We start from the raw sequence: 23,813 nt of genomic DNA on the forward strand, positions 1-23,813 counted from the left end.
CAATGGAATCGACCCTGCTCTAATACTCGCTTGGTACATGGGAGCGCACCGCAGCCATAGCAGTCTCTAAAAGAAAAGCAAAAGGTCCGTCACTTTGGACTGGCCTTTCTTATCCTCCAAAGCGATAGCCCGCGTTATGTCACCAGCTGCACCATGTATTGATGCAGTGCGTAATTTGGCACGACCCTGACACAAAAACCATCGATCATCCATCGCGATTACGGCTTCGCGGGTCCGCTCGTCATTCTCCAACGGACATTCGCCCTCCGGATCTGAACGACGGAACATGGCCGACCGGCGACGGATGCGGCCGGCGCAAGACGTTATTCGATGCCTGCCATCGCCATAGGAGTGTGAATGTCTCCGTGCGTGTCGGCAGGCGACGAATATACCGATGGAGGAAACTGCGGCGTGCTCGGCTGTGGTCGTAACTCGCCGGTAACGGAGTCACTCCGGCCTTGCCGACGTGCCGCTACCGTCATTGCGCGTAGGTTCGCCCGCGGCGGTCACCGACGGGCTCATTGACGCCAGAATCTCGTCGCGGCAAACCGCAAGGATTTCGTCGGCCAGTGGCGAATCGTCCGGACAGGCGCGCGACATGACAATGGCCCCGACCACGTGCGCCAGTATGTCGAGGGACCTAGCCCGCGCCTGGCCTGTGTCCACACCGTCCAACGCGCTGTCTTCAGGGCTCAGCGCAGCCAGCAGGCTCTCAATGCCGGCCGCAAACGTGGCTCGAACCGCTTCCGGCTGACGGGCGGCATCCCCGCCCAGTGCGGCCATCGTGCAACCAGTCGCGCGGGTGTCGCGGTGCTCGCGAGAAAGGTAATACCGCACAAACTCAGGCGCGTTTACGCCCGCGCTCAGCGCCACGGTCTGCGCGATGCCGCAGGCCGCCGATTCTGCCATCAGGTCGGCCTTGGAGCGGAACTGTTTGTAAAAGCCGCCGTGGGTGAAGCCGGCGGCAGCCATCAGATCGGCAACGCCGACCCCATCGTAGCCACGCTCCCGAAACAGCTTCGACGCCGTCTCGACGACGTGTTCCCGGTTGGCTTGCGCCTGTGCCTTGGTGATCTTCATTTCTTGACCACTGTGAATGCATGTCTGCGAAGGTTTCATTATACATTGATGTCGACCATCATCAAAACCTTGACAGGTTAGATTATGATTGTCATCATTGCGTCCATTCCCAATCCTGGAAGCCGACGCAACATGACCGAGAAGACGCTTTTCGAGCCCTACGCCCTTGGCCGCCTGACACTCGCCAACCGCTTTGTCATGGCTCCGCTGACCCGCAATCGCGCAGGCGCGGGGCTGGTACCCAGCGAACTGGCCGCGACCTACTACGCCCAGCGCGCCTCGGCCGGCCTCATCATCACGGAGGCCACCCAGGTGTCAGCTCAGGCTCAGGGCTATCAGGACACTCCTGGCCTGTACACGTCCGAGCAGATCGCCGGCTGGCGCAAGGTCACCCAGGCTGTGCATGCCACGGGTGGACGCATCTTCGCGCAGCTCTGGCACGTCGGCCGTGTTTCGCACGTCGATGTCCAGCCTGGGGGCGCTGCGCCGGTCGGCCCTTCGGCCATTCGCGCGGAGACGAAAACCTTCGTCAACAACGGATTTGTCGACGTGTCCCAGCCCCGTGCGCTGGCGCTTGTCGAGTTGCCGGGCATCGTGAATGATTTCCGCCTGGCTGCGGCCAACGCTATCGCGGCCGGCTTCGACGGCGTAGAAATCCACGGTGCCAACGGCTATCTGCTGGAGCAGTTCATCAAGGACGGGGCCAACCGGCGCACTGACGCCTACGGCGGCTCAATCGAGAACCGTGCGCGTCTGTTGCTGGAAGTCGTTGCGGCAGTGGTGGAAGAAATTGGTGCCGATCGCACCGGCGTGCGCATCTCGCCTGTGTCGCCGGCAAACGGCATCTCGAGCAGCGATCCCCAGCCGCAGTACGACTACATCGCCGCGCAGCTCAGCGCGCTGGGCATCGTCTACCTGCACGTGGTCGAGGGCGCGACCGGCGGCCCGCGCGATGTCGCACCGTTCGACTACGACGCGCTGCGCCGTCGGTTCAGGCAAACCCACCTGGCGAACAACGGCTACGACCTGGAACTCGCTACTGCCAGGCTCAACGAGGGTAAAGCAGACCTGTTCGCCTTCGGCCGTGCATTCATCAGCAACCCCGATCTGGTCGAACGCCTGAAGACCGGCGCACCGCTGGCGCAGCCCGACTTCGCCACGCTCTATGGTGGCGGCGCTGCGGGCTACACCGACTACCCGTCCATCATCGCCTGAGGCGAGCGCAGCTTGCGTCCACCATCCGAACCTCTCTTGCAAAGGAATTAACTCATGACCACGCTTCCCACAGTTCTCATCACGGGCGCCTCCTCTGGTATCGGCGCCACGTACGCGGAGCGCTTCGCCGGCCGCGGCCACGACCTCGTGCTGGTTGCACGCGACAAGGCGCGCCTCGATGCTCTCGCCGCGCGCCTGCGTGAGGAAAGCGATGTGGCCGTCGACGTGCTGCAGGCCGACCTGACCCAGCCTGGGGATTTGGCCGCGGTCGAGACTCGCCTGCGCGAGGATGCTCGCATAGGCATCCTGATCAATAACGCCGGCGTGGGCCAGGCCGGTAGCTTCGTGCAGCAGACCGCAGAGGGCATCGAACGCCTGATCACGCTCAACACCACGGCGCTGACACGGCTCGCTGCCGCGGTCGCTCCGCGCTTCGTGCAGTCGGGTACCGGCGCGATCGTCAACATCGGCTCGGTGGTGGGTCTCGCGCCCGAGTTCGGCATGTCGATTTACGGCGCCACCAAGGCCTTTGTGTTGTTCCTGTCGCAGGGATTGAACCTCGAGCTGTCGCCCAGCGGCGTCTACGTGCAGGCGGTGCTCCCGGCGGCGACCCGCACGGAGATCTGGGGGCGCGCCGGCATCGACGTCAATACGCTTCCCGAGGTGATGGAGGTCGGCGAACTAGTTGATGCGGCACTGGTCGGCTTTGATCGCCGGGAACTCGTCACCATCCCGCCGCTGCACGTGGCCGGGCGCTGGGACGCGCTGGATGGCGCGCGTCAAGGGCTCCTGTCGGACATTCGGCAGGCGCACGCGGCCGATCGCTATCGGTCAGAAGCGTGACCCCTGCGGCTTCTGTCATACCCGAAGCCACCAATGCCTTATCGTGCGGCTAGAAGCGTGAGCACGTCTGGCCGCCGACGTGGACCCCGGAAAGCTCGCACACGCACCCGGGTGGTCGCCGTGGCCGAAGTGCCTGGCCTTGCAGATGCGGTGCTCCAGGGCTAGGTGGGCGGCCGCACTATCGTGGACGTCAACGCGTGAAGGCCGCCCCTCAAGGAATCGATGATGATCAGTTTCAACCCAGATAGCCAATCGGCAACATCCTATGCCCACGCACAGAACGACGAGATCAAGGCGGGGGGAACCACTTTCGCTTACCGCGAACTAGGCCCGCACGGGGGCATCCCGCTGATGCTGCTGAACCATTGGGGCGCGGTGCTGGATAATTTCGACCCACGCATCGTCGATGGCTTGGCCCGCAAGCATCGAGTGATTGCGATCGACTACCGGGGAATCGGTTCTTCCGGTGGCATTGCGCCCGTGAGCGTGGACGAGATGGCCCAGGACACCATCGCGTTGATCCGCGCGATGGGTTTCGATAAGGTTGATCTGCTCGGCTTTTCGCTCGGCGGCTTCGTGGCGCAGGACGTGGCGCTCAAGGCGCCGGATCTGGTGCGCAGACTCATCCTCACAGGCACAGGACCCGCGGGCGGCCAGGGAATCGATCGCGTGGGGGCTACGTCCTGGCCGCTGATGCTCAAGGGTCTGGTGACGATGCGCGATCCCAAGACCTATCTGTTCTTCACCGCGACCACCAACGGCCGACAGGCAGCAAGCGCTTTTCTGAAGAGGCTCAAGGAACGCAAGGCCGGGCGCGACAGGGGGCCGACACCCCGCGCGTTGCTTCGCCAACTCAAGGCGATCAAGGCGTGGGGCCAGCAGGCGGCGCAAGACCTTACCCGCCTGCGCATGCCTGTCCTGATCGCCAATGGAGACAACGACATCATGGTGCCCACCGCATTGAGCTCTGACATGGCCCGCCGCATTCCCCACGCGCAGCTCGTCATATACCAGGACGCCGGGCACGGTGGCATCTTTCAGTATCACACCGACTTCGTGATCAAAGCACTGGAGTTTCTGGCGCGATGAATCCTTCGCGGTCGGCGACAGGTACCCAACATTGAATTTAGAACACCATGAAAGCACTCACCTTCAAACGCTATGGCAAGTCGCCCGAGATCGGGTTTGCCGAAGTGCCTCGCCCCACGCTAAAGCCTGGTGAACTGCTGGTCCAGGTCCACGCGGCGGGGTTGAATCCAATCGACAACATGATTCCGGCTGGGACGTTCAAGCCCGTCCTCAAATTCGAATTGCCGGCTACGCTCGGCAGCGATATTTCTGGTGTGGTGACCGAGGTCGGCAGCAGTGTGACGCGTTTCAAACCGGGTGATGCCGTCTTTGCCAGCCTCTTCGATCTCGGTAGGGGCTCGATCGCCGAATTCGCGGCGGTGCCGGAGCGCGTTGCGGCGTCGAAGCCGGTCAATCTGGACTTCGTGCAGGCTGCCGCCGTTCCGATGGTCGGACTTACCTCCTGGCAGGCGTTGAAGGAGCGCGCCAATCTTCGGGCTGGCCAGAAGGTGTTCATCCCTGCCGGGTCGGGCGGTATTGGCACGTTTGCGATCCAGCTGGCGAAGCACTTCGGCGCCAAGGTCGGAACGACCACCAGTACGGGCAACGTCCAACTGGTAACCAGTCTGGGCGCCGACGAGATCGTCGACTACAAAAAGCAGGAATTCGAAAAAGTGCTGCGCGGCTACGACGTAGTGCTTGGCACTATCAGAGGTGATGCGATTGAAAAATCCATAGGCATCCTTAAACCCGGGAGCAAGATTGTGTCTCTCATCGGGCCGCTGGACGCGGCGTTCGCCCGTGCTCGCAGGCTGAACTTTATTCTAAGGTTGGTATTCGGGCTAATGAGCCGCAAGATCATGCGGCTTGCGAAAACGCGGGATGTGACCTATTCATTTCTCTTCGTACGTCCCGATGGAACCCAGCTCTCCGAAATTGGCGAACTGCTCAGGTCAGAACAGGTTCGTCCAGTGATTGACAAGGTGTTTCCGTTTGACCAGGCGAAGGAAGCGCTTGAATATCTGGCCCAGGGACGCGCCAGGGGCAAGGTCGTCGTGAGAATCAAGTGAGCTGCCAAACGGTTGACGGCTGACTGTGCAGGTTCCTGCCCTGGCTTTTGAAGAGGCGGAGCGGCGACTAGGTCCAGACTCAAGAGAGAACCGGATGGCCTCCCAGGGAGCGGAGCCGACTCCCGAATGTCTTAGCAAGAAAGTGAGCGAATGCCGCTTGTTGGCCGATCGCTGACTGCAACCTCACGGCGCGATGGCGTCGGAACCGAAGATCCCCATCAACATCCTCGCATTGTGCTGCCCCTGATCCTCGAAGCAGTTATTGAAAATCACATGCGTGCGTCCGGCCCGCGTCGCGATCGCACGAATCGGCACGGCGAGCTCCGTCAACTCCGCTTCGTCATAGTCATAATCAAACCGATCCGCTGCGCTCGCGGCGCCGGTCGCGCTCCACGTCTGCGTATTGCGTCCGTGCAGACGCACCATCGCGAGTTCGGGATTCGTCACGTCCCACACCGTGTGCACGCGGTTGGTCACGTCCGGCGGCGCATCGACGATCACATGCACAATGCCGCGCTCGCGCAGGAATTCGAGCGACCAGGCTGCATGCTCTTCATCGAACCACGACTGATTGCGAAACTCAGCCGCCATCATGTAGCCCGCCATCCGCGCCCGGCATTCCTCCACCAGCGCGAGGCCGTCCGGCGCGCGCGTGATCCACGGCGCGAACTGGAACAGCACGGCGCCGAGCCGCCCGCTCACGCGCAGCGGTTCGAGCGCTTCCAGATAGCGCCGCCAAAGTTCATCGCGGATATCGTCCGGCATGTCGCGGTAGTACACGTTCTTCTTGCGCGGACCGGTGATGCCTTCCGGCAGCGCCATCGCAATGTCTCGCGGCAACGCATCGGGCGAAGTCTGATGCCCGGTGAAAAGACGAAACGCCTTGAAGTTGAACGTGAAGCCTTCGGGCGTGCGCTCGAACCACAATTGCGCATTGCTCGCCGAAGGCATCGCGTAGTAGGCCGAGTCCACTTCGACCAGCGGGAACTGCGAAGCATAAAAACGCAGACGTGCTTCAGCGCTGCTGCTGCCGCGCGGATAAAAGCGCTTGCACGCAATCAGTGTCTTGTCGGTCCAGCCTGCGGTGCCGCAGCGAATGTCCATCGTGAAGTCGGTTGAATGCGTGGCGCGCGCCGGCTAGGACGCTGCTTCGGTGTGATCGATCCAGTCGGCGAGTTCGCGCCGCAGTTCCGCGATATCGAGCGGTTTGCCGAGCAGCCGTGCGCCTGGAATCGCGTCGCCGATCTGCGCGTTCTTGCCGTAGCCCGACACCAGCAGCACGCGAATACCCGGCTGCTGGCGCAGCATGACGCGTGCAAGACTGTCGCCGGACATGCCGGGCAACGTGAGATCGGTGAAGAGGATGTCGAAGTGTTGCGCGGGCACGAGCGGCAGCGCTTCTTCCGCGCTCGCGACCGCAGTGCAATCGAGGCCCAACGCAGTCAGCAGATCGCTGAATGCTTCGCGTGAGTCCATATCGTCTTCGACGAGCAGCACACGAGCCGGCGTGCGAGTCGAGCGCGCCGTCCCCAACGGCGACTTCCTTTGGCGGATGGCTTCAACCGCGGGAGCTTGGCTTTCGTGGCCGGATTCCCTGGCGGGGTCGTAAGCAGCAGGCGGCACGCAGGCGGCGATCTGTCCTTCGGCCACGGACACGGGCAACGCCACACCGGCCGCCGCGGCAGCGCCGGCGCGCAACACGCTGCGCACCTTGCGGGCGAGGTCGTCGCGCCGGTACGGTTTCGAGAGCAGCGTGATACCGGCGTCGAGTTTGCCGTGATGGACGATTTCGTCGCGTGTATAGCCGGAGGTGAAGAGGGCGGGCACCGCGGGCGAGCGCGCCGCGGCACGCTGCGCGAGCTCCACGCTCTTGATCTTGCCTGGCATCACCACGTCCGTAAACAGCAGATCGATCGGCACGTCGCTGTCGATGAACTCGATTGCCGCGTCGCCGCTCGACGTGGTCAGCACCTTGTAGCCGAGTTGCGCGAGCATTTCGACGGCGGTCAGCCGTACGTCGGCGTCGTCTTCCACGACCAGAATCGTTTCGCCGCTACCGGTGGGCGCCGTGGTCTCGTCGACGGTTTCCGAGGTTTCGGCTTCGCAGCAGCGCGGGAAAAACAGCGAGACGGTGGTGCCGCGTCCCAGTTCGCTATCGATCAAGGTATGGCCGCCGCTTTGTCTGACGAAGCCGAACACCATGCTCAGACCGAGGCCCGTGCCGTGGCCGTCGGGCTTGGTGGTGAAAAACGGTTCGAACACGCGCTGCAGGACCTCGGGCGGCATGCCGGTGCCGGTATCGGTGACGGAAAACACCACGTATTCGCCCGGCGAGAGCTCCGGCTTGCCGCGGCAGAACGCGGTGTCCAGCACGCGGTTGGCCGCGCGCACGGTGAGCGTGCCGTCGGCCCGCATCGCGTCGCGCGCATTGATCGCGAGATTGAGCAGCGCGTTTTCCAGTTGGTTGCGATCGGCCTGCACGTTCCACAAATCGTCGCTCAGGACCGTGTCGATCCGGACCGTTTCGCCGAGCGCGCGGTGCAGCATCTCGCTCATGCCGCTCAGCAGCCGGCGAGGGTTCAGCACGGTCGGCGAGAGCGGCTGACGTCGCGCGAAGGCGAGCAGATACGCGGCCAGTTTCGCGCCGCGTTTGACGGCGTCCGTCGCGGCGCACAGGCGGCGCAAGGTCGCCGGATGATCGCCAGCGTCGGCCGCGAGCATTTGCAGGTTGCCGTTGATCACCTGCAGCACGTTATTGAAGTCGTGCGCGACGCCGCCTGTGAGGCTGCCGATCGCTTCCATCTTCTGGGCCTGGCGCAACTGCTCTTCGGCCAGCGCGCGCGCCGCGACCTCGTCGGCGACGCGCTGTTCGAGCGTCTCGGTCAGCTGGCGCAGCGACTGTTCGGCGATCTTGCGCTCGTGGATGTCGATCAGCACGCCGGGAAAGCGTGTCGGTTCGCCGTGCTCGTCGAATTCGCACTGGCCGTTCGCCTGCACCCAGAGATAGTCGCCGTCGGGCCGCCGGATTCGAAACTCGGCGCGAAACGGCTGCCGCGTGCGGATCGCCTCGGCGGTCAGTTGATCGTTGAGCGCCTGGTCGTCCGGATGAAGCATGTGGACGGCGGCGTGGCGCTCGACTCCTCTCGCGGCTTCTTCCTGCTGAAAGGAAAAGGTGCGCGCGAAACGTTCGTCGCCGCTGACCTTGCCCGTGCGCATATCCAGCATCCAGGTGCCGAGCACCGTGCCGGTATTGAGCGCGAGTTGCAGCCGTTCGTTGGTTTCGTGCAGTTCGGTTTCGGCGCGTTGCCGCCAGCGCTCGGTGAGCACGCGCGCGGTGGTCTCGACGACCACTGCCAGCACGCCCGCCGGCGCGCCGCTGTCGTCGGCGACCGGGCTGTAGTAGAGATCCATCCACACGTCTTCGGGCTTGCCGTCGCGCAGCAGTATCAGTTCCTTGTCGCGATACGACAGCGTGCCGCCCGCGAGACACGTGGCCATGACATGGCGGTTGAAATCGGCGACTTCCGGCCAGCCGTGTTCGACCGGGCAGCCAAGCAGATAGGGATGTCGTCCGCCCGCGAAGATCGCATACGCGTCGTTGTAGATCATGTAGCCGGGCTTGCCCCACAGCAGCACGAGCGGCACGGGCGAGGCGAGCAGCAACTGGACGGTCGCCGTGAGGCTGCGCGGCCAGTTTTCGATGACGCCGAGGCCGGTGGCTGCCCAGTCGAATGCGCTGATGCGCTGCGCCATCTCCCCGCGCCAGCCGGAGCAGCCGTGGTCTTGTGCCGGAAATGGCATGCTGCGCTCCACAGAGGTCACGTCGATGAAAGTGTCCCACTCTGCCGGCTCGCGTGATGCGTTTGCACCCGCAGCAGGAGGCGGGATGAAGCTTCTGCCGTGTACCGTGTACCGCGTGCCGGTGCATGGCGGGCACCTGGCTGCGACAATTGTAAGCCACAACACCGGGCCGGTGATTCATCGCGCATGCGTTGTCGGGTCTAGCCGGGGTCTGGCCGACGTCGGCAATTGTGGTGGCTCGCTGCTTACAGTTCGCATTCAGAAGATAGGCGCGAATCCTGCTGCAGCGAGTCGTTCGCACGCGCCGATAGGCGCACCGTGGCATTGAACGCCGCGCAGAATTCGAACGTCGATAAACGCGGACCCATCATGGCGAAAAAAAACATCACACGAAACAAGTTGCCCAAACCGGATGCGCGCCAGGCGCTGTTGATCACGCGCCGCAACGCCAGAATGGCGCGCTCGGCGCACGCCTACGTACGCGGCAACACCAGCAAGTTCTACGAATGGCTCGAGGGCATAGAAGGCCACGCTTTGCCGGAAGGCCCGGCCATCTGGATATGCGGAGATTGCCATACCGGCAATCTCGGACCCGTCGCCGATGCGCAAGGGCGCGTTGAAATCCAGATTCGCGATCTCGACCAGACCGTGATCGGCAATCCGGCACATGACCTGATCCGCCTCGGCCTCTCGCTGGCGACCGCCGCGCGTGGCTCGGATCTGCCCGGCGTCACCACCGTGCGCATGATGGAAGCGCTCGCGGACGGTTACGAGCGCGCCTTCGACGAAACGGCGGGCGACGCCGACATCCACGCGGAAAAGCCCGAGGCGGTGCGGGTGGTGATGAGGGAAGCGGTGCGCCGTTCGTGGCGGCATCTCGCGGAGGAGCGTATCGAGGATCTCGATCCGACCATTCCGCTCGGTCCGCGTTTCTGGCCGCTCGCCAAGAGCGAGCGGCGCGAGATCGAGGCGTTGTTCGAGAAAGGCTCGTTGGCACGGCTCGCAACGGTGATTCGCGGCGCCGGCGATGAAGCCGACGTGGAAGTTCTCGACGCCGCTTACTGGGTGAAGGGCTGCAGTTCGCTCGGCAGATTGCGTTATGCGGTGCTGCTCGACATCGACGGCGCGGCGGTGGAGGGCGACGACCTGTGCCTGATGGATATCAAGGAAGCCGCGCAAGCGGCCGCGCCGCGCTATCCCGGCGTGCGCATGCCGCGCGATAACGCGGAGCGGGTGGTGGAGGGCGCGCGACATTTGTCGCCGTCGCTCGGCGAGCGGATGCGCGCGGCGCGTCTCGCGGATCGCGCTGTCGTGATTCGTGAATTGTTGCCGCAGGACATGAAGCTGACCATCGAGCAACTGACCCGCGACGAAGCAATGAAGGCCGCGCGCTTTCTGGCGATGGTGGTCGGCAAGGCGCACGCGCGGCAAATGGATAGCGCGGAGCGCAAGGCGTGGCTCACCGAGCTACGCAGAAACCGTTCGAAGACGCTGGATGCACCGGGCTGGCTGTGGACGGGTATTGTGGAACTGGTGAGCAGCCATGCTGCTGGGTATCTGGAGCATTGCCGGCGGTATGCGACGGAGCGTGAGGGCGGGTAATGTGTTTTGCGCACGGCGGCGGCCTGATAAAAGCCGCCGCCGACATTCACACCCGCATCAATTCGACAACGACAGATACGGCGAAACAAGCGGCGTAGGCGGGAACGGCTGCAAACCGGTCTGCTTGCTGAAGCTATACCGCACATAAACCGCCGCGAGATACTCGCGATATTCATAAGCATTGCCGAGCGAAGCGGTGGCACCGAACGCCAGTTGCGGCGCGAGTTGATATTCGCCCACTGCGCTGAGCGAATACGACACCCCGGTCTTGCTTTGGCCCGGATACTGCGCGCCGCTCTGCACACTGGTGCCGACAGTTGCTGCATTGCCGATCGCCGCGTTCTGGCGATTGGAACCGTCATTGAGCGGGAAGTAGTTCGACGCATCCTGACGATAATGCTGCACGCCGATCGAGCCCTTCACGTCGTACGTGAACGCGCCATTGCGCCCGGTCCACTCGACCGGCAAGTTCAGGATCACGTACTGTTGCGGGCTGAAATAGCCGCCCTGGCCATAGGTGAAATACGACTGGTTCTTGTCGTATCGCATTAGCGTCGTATTCACGCCGATCGTGAGTGTCTGATCGGCGTCTTTCAGCAGACGCGTATAGATGCCGCCGCCGCCTTTGACGGCAGTATTGCTCAGTACGTTATTGCCGTCGTAATACTGGAACGCCGCATTCACATACAGGCCGCTCGTGCCGTCGTCCCATGCGAGGCTGCCGAGGCCGCCGGTTGAAGTGACGCCGCCCCATTCGAGACCGGAGCCGGAATCTCGCGCGCCGGCATAGGACAGCAGACTGTCGGTCACCGCGCGGCGCGCGACGGCCAGCGAATACGACACCTTGTCAGTAATGCCGCCGTTGTACTTCGCACCGCCCACGATGTTGGTCTCGCGGAACCCGATCGGCGTCACGCCGATGTCGCCGCTGAGGCTGCGGCCCTCGTAGCCGACCGACAAGCCCACGCCGCTTGCCGTCTGGCTGCCTACATTGGCAGCCGATACCGACGTGCCGTTAGACAGGCCGGCGCCGAAGCGCGCGAGCGTCGAGACATTGTCGGCGGGACTGCCGGCGTCGAGCGTGACAGGCGTCGCCGTGACGACCACGTGGCCGTTGCCCGCCCGGATACGCCCCTGGATCGGCGCTTCGATATCGGTGAGATTGGACAGGCCGTCCTCGCCGGCGCGGTTACGGAACACGATGCCGCCCGAGATGCTGCTCGACTGTTCGCGATTAACCTGCGCGAGTTCTTCCGCGACGCCGAGTGTTTGCGCGTTCGCCACGTTCGGCTGCGCGTAGGTGTTGCCATTGCCGTTCGCGCCGGGTTGCGCCGGATAGTACGGTTGCGCGTAACCGGTGGGAGGCTGCGGAATGTATGGCTGCTGCTGCGCGTAGTAGCCCTGATTCGAGTAAGCCTGCTGCTGCGGCGGTTGAGGTTGATACGGCTGTTGCGCGTAGCCCTGCTGCGGCTGTTGTTGCGGATACGCCTGCTGCCCGTAGTACGGCTGTTGCTGCTGCGGATAACCTTGCTGCTGCCCATAAGGCTGCTGCGAATAGGCGGGCGCATTGCGGCTATTTTTCGACGCACTCTGCTTCTTGCCGGTCGAGCGCTTTGGACTCGCGCCCTGCGCGCCATACGGTTGAGTTTGCATCGAACCGGCATTGGCCTGCGCTTCGCGCGCGGCCGGCGACATCGGCCAGGGCGTGGCCGCATAGCCATCCGGCGCACCGTATTGCGGCTGCTGCGGATAAGGCGCCTGCTGTTGATAAGCCGGGTTGTACTGCTGCGGAGCTTGCTGCATCGGCGGCATCTGCGCCTGCTGCTGCGTCGGCGGCTGTCCTTGCCCCGGATACGGCTGCAACGGCGCGCCCGACTGGCTCGACCCGTAAGTCTCCTGCCCATACCCGCCGGTATTGAGCGCGGGACGCGGCGCGTTATACGGCAAGGCGGCAGGCGCGCCGTTCGGCGCATAAGGCTGCGCAGGCGCCGTATAAGGTGCGACGTAAGGCGCGGGTTGCGTAGGCGGCGGATAGTTCGGCACGGTTTGTGTCGGCAAGGAAGACTGCGAATACGGAAGCGCTGAGCGCGCGGCGTTGTAGCCACCGGCGAGCGCGGCGTTGTCGGCGTCGGTTGGCGTGACCGTGGCGGTTTTGCCTTCGAATGGATTGGTGCCCGGCAGCGGCGTCGCGCCAATCCGGCGCATCGCCACTTCCCAGCCGCGCGGCACGTTGCTCGCCGGACTGCGCGGCGCATTGGCCATCAGCGGCGTGTTGGCGGCGACCAGCGAGCGTTGCAGATAAGTCGACGCGAGCGACAGCTTGCCTTCCGCGCGATACATGCGGCCGACGGTGGCGAGCACGCCAGGATCGGCAGGCGCCGCGTTCAAGGCCTGTTTAGCGAGTGTTTCGGCGTAACTGAAACTCTTCGCGCCGGTCGCGGCGGAGATCGTCGCCTGTAAAAGGTTCAGATCGTCGGGCTTGCGTTGCAGCGCGACGCGATAGCTGGCGAGCGCATTGCGATCGTCGCCGGCAGTGGCATAGAGGCGGCCGAGCGCGGCCTGCAGATCGGGATTGTCGGGCATGGCCGCGAGCCACGGCGCGATCACGTCGTAAGCGCTCGCGAGGTCGCCTCGCTGGCGCACCGCGTCGCATTGCTTGATGACGATGCCGAGATTCAGGTTGCCGAAGTCGGTGCGTTGCTGCGGCGTCAACTGCATCGACGCGAGCCTACGCATCACCATGCCGAGTTCGGCTTCCTGTTGCGTGGCCGACAGAATGCCCGCGTATTGCAGCAACAAATCGGTGTTGCCCGGCGCCGCGTTCATGGCGGCGCGCACGAGTCCGAGCGCGCGGTTGGGATCGCCGGCCTGCTGGTAAGCGGCGGCGATCACGCCGATCAGTTCGGGGCTGTTGCCGGCGACCGGTTCGGCCGCATGCAGTGTGGCGAGCGCCTGCTGCGTCTGCCCGCTGCGCGCCATCCGCGTGGCGAGGTCGGCTTGCTGATGCACCCATAAGCGGTGCTGCAACGTGGTCATCGCGTCGGTGCGCTGCGCGACCGGAATGCGGTCGAGTTGCGCGAGACCCGCCGACCAGTCCTGCGTTTCAGCGGACAGCAACGCGCTCGCATACAGCGCGTCGGTCATGTCCGGATGTGCGGCGAGCAGGCCGTCCATCATGCTGCGCGCGTTGGCGACCGCGCCCTGGCGCACGTAGATGCGCGCGAGGTCGAGCCGCAGCCACGGGTCGTCGGGCGTATTCAGCAGCGCGTCTTCGAACAGACTGCGCGCGCTGCCCAGATCGCCGCGCGCTTCGGCGGCGCGCGCCTGCGCGGCCTGCGCTTCGCCACGCAGACGGTTGATGCCGCCGGCCTTCGACTGCTGTTCGGTGTTGAGTTGGTTGGCGAACTGCAATGCCTCGTCGCCGCGGCCTTGCGCTGCCAGTGCGCCGACCAGGCCGCGCACCGCGTCGGGGTTGTCGGCCTGACGGCGCAGCGCCATCCGGTAGGCCTGTTCGGCACCGCTCGGGTCGCCGTTCGCAAGCAGCATTTCGCCGAGCAGCACCTGCGCGGTGACGTCGGACGGATTCAGCGCGATCGCGCGTTCGAACAGCGACTTCGCCTTCGCGAATTCGCCGTTGCTGCGCGCGCCGATCGCGTCGCTCGTGTAGGTCCAATAGCTCGCGCTGTCGAGCGCGGTTTTCCAGCGCGCCGGATTGCCGTTGCGCGACGCGCGTTCCAGATAGTTGCGGGCTTCGGCGAAATGCTCCTGCTTCAGCGCGGCGATGCCCATGCCGCCGAGCGCGTCGGTGTCGTTCGGGCTAGTGGCCAGTACGGAGGAAAACTTTGCGCGCGCCGTGGCCACGTCGTTGCGATCGAGCGCGCTGAAACCATCGGCGACGGTGCGGCCGCGTGCGTCGGTTGCGGCATTTTCCTGTGAACGTGCGCGCGCCGCGCTGTCCTGCTGGACCATCGAATCGAAGCGCGCTTTCACGGCGGCGTCATCGTTGGCGGTTTGCAGATAGGCCTGATAGAGCGGGGCGTCGGACGGCCGCGCGTCGAGCCACAACAGCGCCTGACGCCAGCTTTTTTTCGCCGACGCGCCGACCGTGCTGTCGCCCGCCAGTTTCTGCAGACGCGCGATGCCGTCGCGGCGCGTCACGTCGCGATAGGTCAGATGCTGCGCATAGGCGAGGGCGTAACGCGGGTCGTCGGGGTTGTCGCGCGCAAGCTGTTCGAGACCGCGGCGCGCCTGATCCCAACCTTGCGGCGTGGCCGAGAGCGCCTGGTAATACTCGAGTTGCAATTCGGGCGTGGCCGGTTTGCCGTTCAGCGCGCGCTGGTATTCCTGCACCGCGCTCGCGCTTTGACCGCTTTGCGCGAGCCGCCGCGCGTCGTTGACGGTCTGGTCGCGCAGGCTCGATTCGCCGAGGCGCCGGCCGAGTTCATCCAGATTCGGATAGTTTGGCGCGACCGCTTTCAGGCGCGCCAGATATTGCTGCGCGCCGGCGCCGTCCTTGCGGTCGGCGAGCACCATGCCCATGCCGAAGAGCGCATCGGGCTGCCTGGGATCGATGCGCAGCACCTTCAGCCACGCCTGCTCGGCGAGGTCGCCGCGCTGATGCGATTGCCAGTACTTGCCCTGATCGATCAGCACGTTCAAAGGATCTTTCGACGCCTGCGCCAGCGCATCCGGCGCAGCCGTCGCCACGCAGTAGACGGCCGTGAGGCTGAGCGCGAGGCGCAATGACAACGCGAGGGCGCTCAGTCGCATGCGTTTCTCCAACTCGGCACGAGACGTCCGGCTTCGTCAAAACGATAGCGGCCGTCGATGAAACCCGTGCCGAACAAACCCAGCACACGATCGTAATAAACCGGTTCGCGGCCCGGCACGTTGGTGTCGAGCGCGGCGAGATGCGTGCGCGCGAGGCCGAGGCCGCGCTCGTCGCCGAATGCCTTGAAGTACGGCGCGAGTGCAGCCCAGTAGCTGAGCGGTCCTTCGCCGTTGGCCGCGCCGGTGGTCGATGAAACCTTCTCGGGCGGAAAGCCGGTTTGCGCGACGCGCGCGCGCATGCCGCCGAGCGCCGCGAGCCAGGGTTTGGCGAGCGGATCAGCGGGCGACGCGAGGCCGGCCCACAGATAGACCCGGATCGCGTCGTAGCTGCCGGTGTCGCCGCTTTTCGGATCGACCACGAACTGGCCGTTTTGCCAGGCCGCCCAGTCGGGCGCGAAGCCTTGCGGCGCAGTCGTTTTGATGAACCTGTAGGCGCTGTCGGCGAGCTTGCCCCACGGGCCGTTCGGCATCTCGTGCGCGAGCGAGCGCAACACCGGCAGCGGCAAATAGCTCGGATTCAGGCGCGTCACGCCGCCGCTTTTGAAGCCTTGCGGTCCGGGCAGCAGCATCGGTCCGACGCCCGGCAGTGTGGTCATTTCCTGACGCGCAATCTGCGCGGCCAGTGCTTCGCCCAACTGCGTGTAAGCCGCTTCATGCCACAGGCGGCCAGCTTGCAGCAGATCGTAGGCGATCCACAGGTCGGAGTCCGAGGCGGAATTCGGATCGAGCACGCCATACGAGCCGTCCGCTTTTCTGCCCCACTGCCACGACGGCAGCCGCATGTTCTGCGCGTCGAACTGATTGCCCGAGAGATTGGTGCGAATCCAGCCGAGCAGCCGGTCGAACGTCGCGCGGTCATTCGCGACCAGCGCGAAGAAGAGCGCGTACGACTGGCCTTCGGAAGTGGTTTGCTGCGCCGGCGTGGAATAGTCGATCACGCGGCCGTCGGCCTGCACGAAGCGTTCGACGAACGTGCGATAGCCGTTCCAATCGCCACAGGCGCCGGGGGCGGCGGTGGTCTGCGCCACTTTGACGAGGCTGGCGAAACTCGCGGACGCGGCCAGCCCGAGCGTCAGCGCCACGCCGATTTTCTTGTTGATTCGAACCCGCATATCAGTCCTATTAGTCCCTCAGGCGGCGCGCGGCGATCGAGCGCAGCGTCCGGTAGAACAGGCCCGCGATGATCAGCGCGGCGAGCACGCCGCCCAGCATCAACAGCAGCGGATGCGACGACAGCGCCCAGCGCAGATACTCCTGCGGCGACAGATGGCCGACGTAATACGCTTCGCCGTTCGAGGTGATGGTGACGGTGCGGCCATGGGTCACGGCCATCGCGCCTTGAATCTGCGGCAGCACGTCGGAGTCGAGCAGCGCCGCGGACAGGTCGGCGTCCGACTGGCCGGCCGCGCTCACCAGCGCCACCGCGCTACGGTTCTTCTGCAGCGGCGATTCGAACCCGGTCAGCAACGCGTCGCCGTTCGAACTCACCAGAGTCAGATCGGCGCGCGCCGGCGTGCGCTCCACGCCGCGTTCGCCGTGCCACCAGTCCTCGAGCTTGAAGACGATGTCGGTGAGCTGGAAGGTGCGCGAGTCGCCGTCGCTGGAGAACGGCATCGACTTGGCCCAGCGCTGCAACAACGGCTGCTTGCCCGGCGCGCCGAAAATCAGCAGGTCCTTGTTGGCGAACTTGTCGGCGTCGTCGGCGGTGCCGATTGTGACGCCCGTCACCGGATAGCCGGTCGAGGTGCCCATGCGGCCCATGGTCAGCAGAAACAGGCTGTAGTCGCTCGAATCGGCGTCGTTCGGCAGGATCACGGCGGTCTCGGAAAGGTCCGCCATGCGCGTGAACGGGAAGCCGCTATTGGCGAACGCGGCCAGATCCGGCAGCGCCATGTAGTGCGGGAATGAAGAGAGGTCGATGGTCGAGTTCGGATCGATCGCGCCGACCACGTTGTCGAGCAGACGGCCATGACATTCGCCGGTATTCGGAATGTCGTAGAAGAAGTGCAGGCGCACCTGGGCGCGCGGCGTCAGCAGCAGCGGCGGAATGTGCAGCGTGCGACGCGCTTCGGCGGTCTTGTCCGGCAGCACGGTGGCGAAGTAATGGCTCAGCTCGAACACGGACGCGGATTCGGCGGGAATCGGCAGCGCCTGCACGAAGCCGTTGTTCACGCTCACGTTCAGCGACGAGCGGTCGCGCAGCGGACGCACCGTGTAGCGGTAGCGCAGATCGATTGGCGCGCCCTTGGTGTGCCACATGAACAGATCGGGCGGCACGCGCAGATTCACGCGCACGGCGTCGGCGTCGTAACCGGACACCGTCAGATCGCGCGGATCGGTGAGTTCGCCGAAGCGCACCGGACGATTGGTGGGCAGCCAGTTCGGCGCGTCGTACGGCGCGCGCGGCGCGAGCTCGTTCAGTTGAGTGATGGTCGCGCTCGGGCCGGTCAAGGTGTTCTGGCCGATGCCGAGCGATTTCGCGGCGGTTTTAAGTTCGGCCTCGGTGCGGCCGAGCACGAGCAGCAGTTTGCCGCGCGCCGGCGCTTCGCGATCGACCACCGCGATGGTCGGGCCGGAGATGGCCGGAATATTGATGCCGGCCGGACGCTGATCCGAAGTCGCGAATACGACGGCGTTGCCCGACAGCGGCGCGTTATCCAGTTGCGCCGGAAACACCGCACCGCGATAACCGGCGAGCGCGCCGAACCACGACGCCACGATGCCGCCGGCTTCGAGCGTGGCATTGCCCGGTTTCTGCGGGAACACGAACGGCAGCTCGAGACGGCGCACATCGCGTCGATCGAAGAACGGCGCCGGCAACGCGGCCAGATCTGGCTTGCTGGCGAGCGACGCGTAAGTCAGATCGAGCGAACTCGCATTGCTGACCGTGGCCCACAGCGACGAGTTGGCCGGGTCTTCGCAACTCGTCGTGTAATGGCCGATCAGTTGCACATTCAGATGGTTGAACTCAGTGATGAAGCGCGGATCGATCGAGACGTCGCGCGCCACCAGCATGCCGGCCTGTTCGTGCGGCACGGGCAGGGTGGCGGCAACTTCGCCGTTCACCAGCACCTTGAGCTGCGAGATATTCGCGAGCAGCGCGGGCGAGTAGCTATACACCAGATGCAGGACCGCGCCCGTCACCACTTCGTCGCCGCGCACGGAAAACGCCACGCCGTTCTGGCCGTCGGTGCCGCGCAATTGCAGCGGGTCGAGCGCGCCGAGATCGGCGAAGGTCAGCGTCTGACGCCGGCCGCCCGGCACCAGCGTGCCCGGCTCGGCGGTGGTCGGCGTCCTGACGCCCAACGCTTTGACCGACGACGCGGCGAGCGCCGGCGTCGGCGTCGCCAGTTGCGGCTGCGCCAGCGCGTTCGGATCGTAGGGCACGGCCGGACCCGGCGCGCTCGCAGTGCCGGCGCCGGTCGCAGTCGGCACATTCGGCGCAACCGGCTTGCTCTGAACGGAGCCCGCCGCACTCTGCCCGGCGCCCGTCGGGTTTGCACCGCCGGCAGCCGCCGCCACGACTTCAGCCGCCGAGGCGAGCGGCGCGGCCAGCGCCGTCTGCAACGCCAGCCAGCACGCGAGGCCGCGCATCAGCCGATGCGAGCCGGGGCGTGCCACGCGATGCATGCTCAATCCGGACCCACTGCGCTCGTGATTCGAGCGTTCGATGTTGCCCTTCGCCATCCAGTTGCGCATAGATCAGTCTTTCGTTTTTAGCTTCTTGACGTCCATTGGACGGCTTTTCATCGAGCTGCGAAGGTCGGCATAAAGATGCTCGAACAGACCCGCGATACCGCGCGCGCCCACCGTCAGCACATGCGACAGGCCGCGCAGGGGCGTGTCCTGCTGCCGTCCTTCCGCCCAGCCGGTCCAGGCGTCGGCGCGTGCAAAGGTGGTCTTGACGAACTCGTACTCCTGCTCGCGCGTCATGGTGGAGAAGCGCAGGCCCACGCGGCCCGGGGCGGTAAAGCCGACGGTCGCGGGGAACGCATATTCCTCGTCGCCGCGAAACAGCGAGACGGTCACGCGTTCGTGCATCGGGACCTGGATCGCGGCGGGCAGCGCCACGCCCACGCCGCCTTCCGAGTAGTCGATGGTTTCGCAGGCGAGCGTGCGGCCGGTCGAAAACTTCAGCATGACGGGCATCTGCATCGCCACGCGGTGCACCGCGCGAATCTGCTTGCGCTCGCTCGCGGCGGCCACGCTCGCGCCGAGAATCAGCATGTTGTACGTGGTCCAGCCGAGGTTGAGGATAGTGGTCTGCACCACGCTGCGCACATGCCAGTTAAAGTAGATGTGCGCGACGCCCACGCAGAAGCCGATCAGGTTCAGCAACAGCAGGAACAGGTAGGGCCGCGAGATCGCCCAGTCGAAATAGTTCTTCTCGATCTGGCCGCCCTTGGCCGTCACGTTGAACTTGCCGAGCTTCGGGTTGATCAGCGCGAGTAGCGTCGGTGCGGTGATGTACGAGGCCAGCACCGACTCATAGACTTCGGCCCAGAACGAATGGCGGAACGAGCGCTGCATGCGCGAGTTGGTGATGCTCGCGTGCATCATGTGCGGCAGCGCGTAAATTGCGATCGTGCCGGCGGCGGCTTCGATCACGTGCGCGCCGAAAAACAGATACGACAGCGGCGCGGTGAGAAACACCAGACGCGGGATGCCGTAGAAGAAGTGCATCATCGCATTCAGATAGCACAGGCGCTGGCCGATTTTGAGGCCCTTGCCGGTGAGCGGATTGTCGATGCGGAAAATCTGCGTCATGCCGCGCGCCCAGCGAATCCGCTGGCCGATGTGGCCGGACAGAGATTCCGTGGCCAGCCCCGCGGCCTGCGGAATCGCCAGATACGCGGTGGTGTAGCCGAGACGGTGCAGCTTCAAGGCGGTGTGCGCGTCTTCAGTCACGGTCTCGACCGCGATACCGCCGATCTCCTCGACCATGGTCCGGCGCAATAGCGCGCACGAGCCGCAGAAGAAGGTGGCGTTCCACAGATCGTTGCCGTCCTGCACGAGGCCGTAGAACAGCTCGCCTTCGTTCGGCACTTTGCGGAAGGTGCCGAGATTGCGTTCGAACGGGTCGGCGGAGAAGAAGTGGTGCGGCGTTTGCAGCATGGACAGCAGCTTGTCGCGCAGGAACCAGCCGAGGCCGATTTGCAGGAACGAGCGGGTCGGAATGTGATCGCAGTCGAAGATCGCGAGGTATTCGCCGCTGGTGATCTTCAGCGCTTCGTTGATGTTGCCGGCTTTCGCGTGGCGGTTGTGCGTGCGGATCGTCCAGTTGACGCCGACCTCTTCGCAGAACGCCTTGAACTCGGGGCGGCGGCCGTCGTCGAGCACGTGGATCGAAATCTTCTCGGCCGGATAGTCGAGCGCGAGCGCGGCGTAGATGGTCGGCTTTACCACCGAGAGCGGCTCGTTGTAGGTCGGAATGAACACGTCGACGGTCGGCCATTGGTCGCGCGAAGCGGGCAGCGGCATCGGCGTGCGCTTGAGCGGCCACGCGGTCTGGAAATAGCCGAGCAGCAGCACGATGGTCGAATACACTTCGGCGGAGACCAGCAGCAGGCCCCAGCCGGCGTCGAGCGGATGCTCCCAGTAGGTGGTCGCGGTCAGGCGCCAGAACATATAGCGGCCTGACGTCACCACCGAGAGCATGATCATCACCATCGTCGCGTAACGGCCTTGCAGGCGGCGGAACATCAGCGCGGTCACGAAGCAGCAGGTCGCGAACGTCAACTGTTCGTAGAAGGCGAGCGGCACCGTGAATACGAAGTACAGCATCACCAGCGCGAACAGCGTGACGAGTCCGGTGACGATGCGGCTGTTCCAGAAGCGCGCGTCGACGAAACGATCGAGCCGCGACGATTCGGCGGGCTCGAGGCCCGGCGCTGGAGACGTGCTCATGCGACGTTCCTCGGCGAGATGGCGATCGCGTCGAGCGCCGCCAGCAGCCATGCGCCGCACGACTTGAAATCGGCGGCCGCCTGGCTGAGTGGATCGTAGTGAATCAGCGTGGTGTCGCACGCGAGCGCTTCGCTCACGCCTTCGTCCAGATGGATCACGCCGGGGAACAGTTTGGTGCCGAGCATCTGACGCAGCACCTTGAGCACGTCTTTGGTCAACTGGCGCGACTGGTCGATCTGGTTGACCACATAGCCTTCGCCGCCAAATTCGGCGCGCGGCGCCGCGTAGGCTGCGATCAGCCGCTCCATCTGCGGAATCGCGGCGTATGACGCGGCGTCGGCGAGCACCACGTTCAGCGTGAAGGTGGCCGCCGTCAGGGCCGTGCGGACATACGTGGACGAGCCCGGCGGCGTGTCGATGATCACGATGTCGGAGGCGTCGAGGCGCAGGTTCTGCAGCGACTGCGCGAGCCAGCGCGGATACTGGTCGATATGCGCTTCGAAGCGGCGGCGGTCGTCTTCGAGCAACGCGCCGTAGGGCAGCACGGTCACGCCGTCGACGCCGTCGAACATCACGGATTGCCACGGGTCGCCCGTTAGCGTGGCGCGCGACAGACCGTCGATGCTGTCGAGCGGCACGCCGAAGTGCAGACGCAGGGCGTTCTGCGGGTCGAGGTCGAGCGCGATCACACGCCGGCCGCCAGAGGCCAGCACCGAAGCCAGATTGGCGGCAAGAGTGGTCTTGCCGACACCGCCTTTGGCGGACACCACCGCGATGACTTTCATGAGCGACGAGGGCCGTTGATCAGCCACGAGTTGGGGGTGGCGGGCGCGGCGGCGCGCGTGGCGCCGGCCGGTGCTGCGGCTTGAGCGGGGGTGCCGCGCAAACGGTCGAAGACCGACTGCAATGGCGCGGATGCGTCGCTGGCCTTGGCCGGTTGCGGCGGCGCGGACGCGAATGCGTGCTCCGGCGCGAAGAGCTTGCCGAGGATCGAAGCGGGTTGCGTCGGAGCGGTGGGTGCAGCGAGAGGCGCGGTCGTGCTCGCATAAGCGCGCGCGGGTGCCGGGGTCTGCGCCCAGTTCGGCGCGGCCGCGACCGCTTGCATCACCGGCGGCCGCAGCGGGATCGCCGGCGGCATGGAAACCGGTTGCGCGGCGTGAGGCACGGGAGCGAGCGGCGCTGTCCGTGCCGGACTCGCAGCCGAAGCGAACGGAGTCGCAGCCGGCGTGCTTTGAACCGGAGCCTGAGGCGCGGGCGCGGCTTGCGCAGCCACCGGCGCGACGGCTTCCACCCGGACAGCGCCAACCGCCGCTGGCGGCGTCGCGTCGCTTTTCGACTCGAGTTCGCCGAAGCGCGACGCGCCCTTCGGCCCATTCACCGGCGCGGCCACGGCGACCGGCGGAATATCCCGCCGATGCGAACGCGTGAACAGCGGCGCCTTCGCGCGCGTGACAGAGGCCGCATCTTTTGGCGTGATGTCCTGACGATCGACGGCCACCGCCGCCTCGACCGCCTGCGACTGAGGCTTCGCCTCGCGATGCTGCCCGATGGCGGGAATCGTCGGCTGGGTCAGATCGAGCGTCACTAATAACGGCCAACGGGTGCGCGCCGAACGCGCTTCGTTCTCGCGGCCGATTTCCTGGTACGCATTGGCGTCGCCGCCAAAATGATCGAAAAGTTTCTCGATGTCGCTCGATGAGCTCATAGTGCCGCCGTCTTATTCATGCCTACCCTTGCCCCGATCCTGACTTGCGTTCGCGGCCCTGAAACGCCGGTCCTGCCTGTTCTGCCACTTCACGCGCACCGGTCTGGCGCGTTCCTCTACTGCCCATTGCAACTGTGTCCATTTACACACGCGGCCCACCTGGCTGGGCCACATGTTCATCACCGTGCGGCGTTCAAACCGGATGACGGCCCAGACGAAATTCGATCGCGGTGTCCTCGCTGTACCCGCTCGTTTGCGCGACCGACAAACCTTGCGCGCCCAGCGCGCTCAACCAGCTCTGATACACGCCTTCGAGAAACGCCGGCGTCCATGCAAGCGCCGCGCCGCCGAATGCCTGCAACGGCGCGCAGTAGTGGACGATGCGCAGCGACTCGGGTTCGTCCGCCAACTCGACGTAGCCCCAATCCATTTCATGCCAGTACTGATTCAAGGTCCGTGCGAGTTCGGCGGTGGAGTCGCACGCGGGCAACGGATGCGCCGCGGCAAACCGGCTGCCGACGCGATGCATCAGCTGACGCAGTTCGTCGCGACCGATCTGCGCTTCGAACTCGGTGGCCAAGGCGGTGAGCATGCCGCGCCACTGCGGTGAGATTTGGCGTTCCAGCAGGTAATCGAGAATGGGGACCATGTTTTCCGGGAAATGGCCGTTGCTTCGACTGCTTAACAAAATT

Annotated in this window: 15 protein-coding genes; 5 read left to right on the forward strand and 10 right to left on the reverse strand. The window is 65.0% G+C overall.

Features of this window, described 5'->3' with window-relative positions; translation table 11 throughout:
• Positions 1-447: 447 nt before the first annotated feature.
• Entirely contained in the window at positions 448-1,080 is a 633-nt protein-coding gene (locus B0G73_RS29095) for a TetR/AcrR family transcriptional regulator (protein ID WP_106284626.1), read from the reverse strand.
• A gap of 132 nt (positions 1,081-1,212) precedes the next feature.
• Between B0G73_RS29095 and B0G73_RS29100 the strand changes: the two genes are divergently transcribed.
• From B0G73_RS29100 to B0G73_RS29115, 4 genes are all read left to right on the forward strand, one after another.
• Entirely contained in the window at positions 1,213-2,295 is a 1,083-nt protein-coding gene (locus B0G73_RS29100; RefSeq protein WP_106284627.1) for an alkene reductase, read from the forward strand.
• Between the two features lie 54 nt (positions 2,296-2,349).
• On the forward strand, positions 2,350-3,138 hold the full coding sequence (locus tag B0G73_RS29105; protein WP_106284628.1) for an SDR family oxidoreductase: 789 nt from the start codon (positions 2,350-2,352) through the stop codon (positions 3,136-3,138).
• Positions 3,139-3,363: 225 nt separating this feature from the next.
• A complete protein-coding gene (locus B0G73_RS29110; protein ID WP_106284629.1) occupies positions 3,364-4,227 on the forward strand; it encodes an alpha/beta fold hydrolase in 864 nt (287 codons plus the stop codon).
• Between the two features lie 47 nt (positions 4,228-4,274).
• Positions 4,275-5,276, forward strand: a complete 1,002-nt coding sequence (locus tag B0G73_RS29115) for an NADP-dependent oxidoreductase (protein WP_106284630.1) — start codon at positions 4,275-4,277, stop codon at positions 5,274-5,276.
• A 183-nt stretch (positions 5,277-5,459) separates the two neighbouring features.
• Here B0G73_RS29115 and B0G73_RS29120 read toward each other — a convergent pair whose 3' ends face one another.
• Together B0G73_RS29120 and B0G73_RS29125 are read right to left on the reverse strand one after the other, a co-directional pair.
• Positions 5,460-6,380, reverse strand: a complete 921-nt coding sequence (locus tag B0G73_RS29120) for a DUF72 domain-containing protein (RefSeq protein WP_106284631.1) — start codon at positions 6,378-6,380, stop codon at positions 5,460-5,462.
• A 33-nt stretch (positions 6,381-6,413) separates the two neighbouring features.
• Positions 6,414-9,077: a response regulator gene (locus B0G73_RS29125; RefSeq protein ID WP_106284632.1), complete on the reverse strand. Its 2,664-nt coding sequence runs from the start codon at positions 9,075-9,077 to the stop codon at positions 6,414-6,416.
• 369 nt (positions 9,078-9,446) lie between these two features.
• Between B0G73_RS29125 and B0G73_RS29130 the strand changes: the two genes are divergently transcribed.
• Positions 9,447-10,679, forward strand: a complete 1,233-nt coding sequence (locus B0G73_RS29130; RefSeq protein WP_106284633.1) for a DUF2252 domain-containing protein — start codon at positions 9,447-9,449, stop codon at positions 10,677-10,679.
• Positions 10,680-10,736: 57 nt separating this feature from the next.
• On the opposite strand, the gene B0G73_RS29135 is transcribed toward B0G73_RS29130, so the two are convergent.
• From B0G73_RS29135 to bcsD, 7 genes are all read right to left on the reverse strand, one after another.
• The gene (locus B0G73_RS29135) at positions 10,737-15,449 is read right to left on the reverse strand and encodes a cellulose synthase subunit BcsC-related outer membrane protein (protein WP_106284634.1); all 4,713 of its coding nucleotides are present in this window, start codon (positions 15,447-15,449) and stop codon (positions 10,737-10,739) included.
• A complete protein-coding gene (bcsZ, locus tag B0G73_RS29140) occupies positions 15,440-16,621 on the reverse strand; it encodes a cellulose synthase complex periplasmic endoglucanase BcsZ (RefSeq protein ID WP_106284635.1) in 1,182 nt (393 codons plus the stop codon). Before bcsZ ends, B0G73_RS29135 begins: the two co-directional genes overlap by 10 nt.
• A 10-nt stretch (positions 16,622-16,631) precedes the next feature.
• Entirely contained in the window at positions 16,632-19,208 is a 2,577-nt protein-coding gene (gene bcsB, locus B0G73_RS29145; protein WP_106284636.1) for a cellulose biosynthesis cyclic di-GMP-binding regulatory protein BcsB, read from the reverse strand.
• A 3-nt stretch (positions 19,209-19,211) separates the two neighbouring features.
• Entirely contained in the window at positions 19,212-21,416 is a 2,205-nt protein-coding gene (gene bcsA, locus B0G73_RS29150; RefSeq protein WP_106284637.1) for a UDP-forming cellulose synthase catalytic subunit, read from the reverse strand.
• A complete protein-coding gene (gene bcsQ, locus B0G73_RS29155) occupies positions 21,413-22,201 on the reverse strand; it encodes a cellulose biosynthesis protein BcsQ (protein WP_106284638.1) in 789 nt (262 codons plus the stop codon). The genes bcsA and bcsQ overlap by 4 nt, the downstream gene beginning before the upstream one ends.
• Entirely contained in the window at positions 22,198-23,121 is a 924-nt protein-coding gene (bcsP, locus tag B0G73_RS29160; protein WP_106284639.1) for a cellulose biosynthesis protein BcsP, read from the reverse strand. The genes bcsQ and bcsP overlap by 4 nt, the downstream gene beginning before the upstream one ends.
• Before the next feature lie 193 nt (positions 23,122-23,314).
• Positions 23,315-23,770 (reverse strand): cellulose biosynthesis protein BcsD, encoded by a 456-nt coding sequence (bcsD, locus tag B0G73_RS29165; protein WP_106284640.1) that lies wholly within the window; start codon positions 23,768-23,770, stop codon positions 23,315-23,317.
• Positions 23,771-23,813 lie beyond the last annotated feature (43 nt).

The sequence above is a fragment of the Paraburkholderia sp. BL25I1N1 genome (assembly GCF_003002025.1).
In the GTDB taxonomy this organism is placed as follows: Bacteria; Pseudomonadota; Gammaproteobacteria; order Burkholderiales; family Burkholderiaceae; genus Paraburkholderia.

Bases quoted from the DNA above. Each gene is read 5' to 3' on its own strand.
- B0G73_RS29125 (WP_106284632.1), bottom strand. From the start codon at position 9,077: ATGCCATTTCCGGCACAAGACCACGGCTGCTCCGGCTGGCGCGGGGAG.
- bcsP (WP_106284639.1), bottom strand. From the start codon at position 23,121: ATGAGCTCATCGAGCGACATCGAGAAACTTTTCGATCATTTTGGCGGC.
- B0G73_RS29105 (WP_106284628.1), top strand. From the start codon at position 2,350: ATGACCACGCTTCCCACAGTTCTCATCACGGGCGCCTCCTCTGGTATC.
- B0G73_RS29110 (WP_106284629.1), top strand. From the start codon at position 3,364: ATGATCAGTTTCAACCCAGATAGCCAATCGGCAACATCCTATGCCCAC.
- bcsB (WP_106284636.1), bottom strand. From the start codon at position 19,208: ATGCGCAACTGGATGGCGAAGGGCAACATCGAACGCTCGAATCACGAG.
- bcsA (WP_106284637.1), bottom strand. From the start codon at position 21,416: ATGAGCACGTCTCCAGCGCCGGGCCTCGAGCCCGCCGAATCGTCGCGG.
- bcsD (WP_106284640.1), bottom strand. From the start codon at position 23,770: ATGGTCCCCATTCTCGATTACCTGCTGGAACGCCAAATCTCACCGCAG.
- B0G73_RS29135 (WP_106284634.1), bottom strand. From the start codon at position 15,449: ATGCGACTGAGCGCCCTCGCGTTGTCATTGCGCCTCGCGCTCAGCCTC.
- B0G73_RS29120 (WP_106284631.1), bottom strand. From the start codon at position 6,380: ATGGACATTCGCTGCGGCACCGCAGGCTGGACCGACAAGACACTGATT.
- B0G73_RS29130 (WP_106284633.1), top strand. From the start codon at position 9,447: ATGGCGAAAAAAAACATCACACGAAACAAGTTGCCCAAACCGGATGCG.
- B0G73_RS29095 (WP_106284626.1), bottom strand. From the start codon at position 1,080: ATGAAGATCACCAAGGCACAGGCGCAAGCCAACCGGGAACACGTCGTC.
- B0G73_RS29100 (WP_106284627.1), top strand. From the start codon at position 1,213: ATGACCGAGAAGACGCTTTTCGAGCCCTACGCCCTTGGCCGCCTGACA.
- B0G73_RS29115 (WP_106284630.1), top strand. From the start codon at position 4,275: ATGAAAGCACTCACCTTCAAACGCTATGGCAAGTCGCCCGAGATCGGG.
- bcsQ (WP_106284638.1), bottom strand. From the start codon at position 22,201: ATGAAAGTCATCGCGGTGGTGTCCGCCAAAGGCGGTGTCGGCAAGACC.
- bcsZ (WP_106284635.1), bottom strand. From the start codon at position 16,621: ATGCGGGTTCGAATCAACAAGAAAATCGGCGTGGCGCTGACGCTCGGG.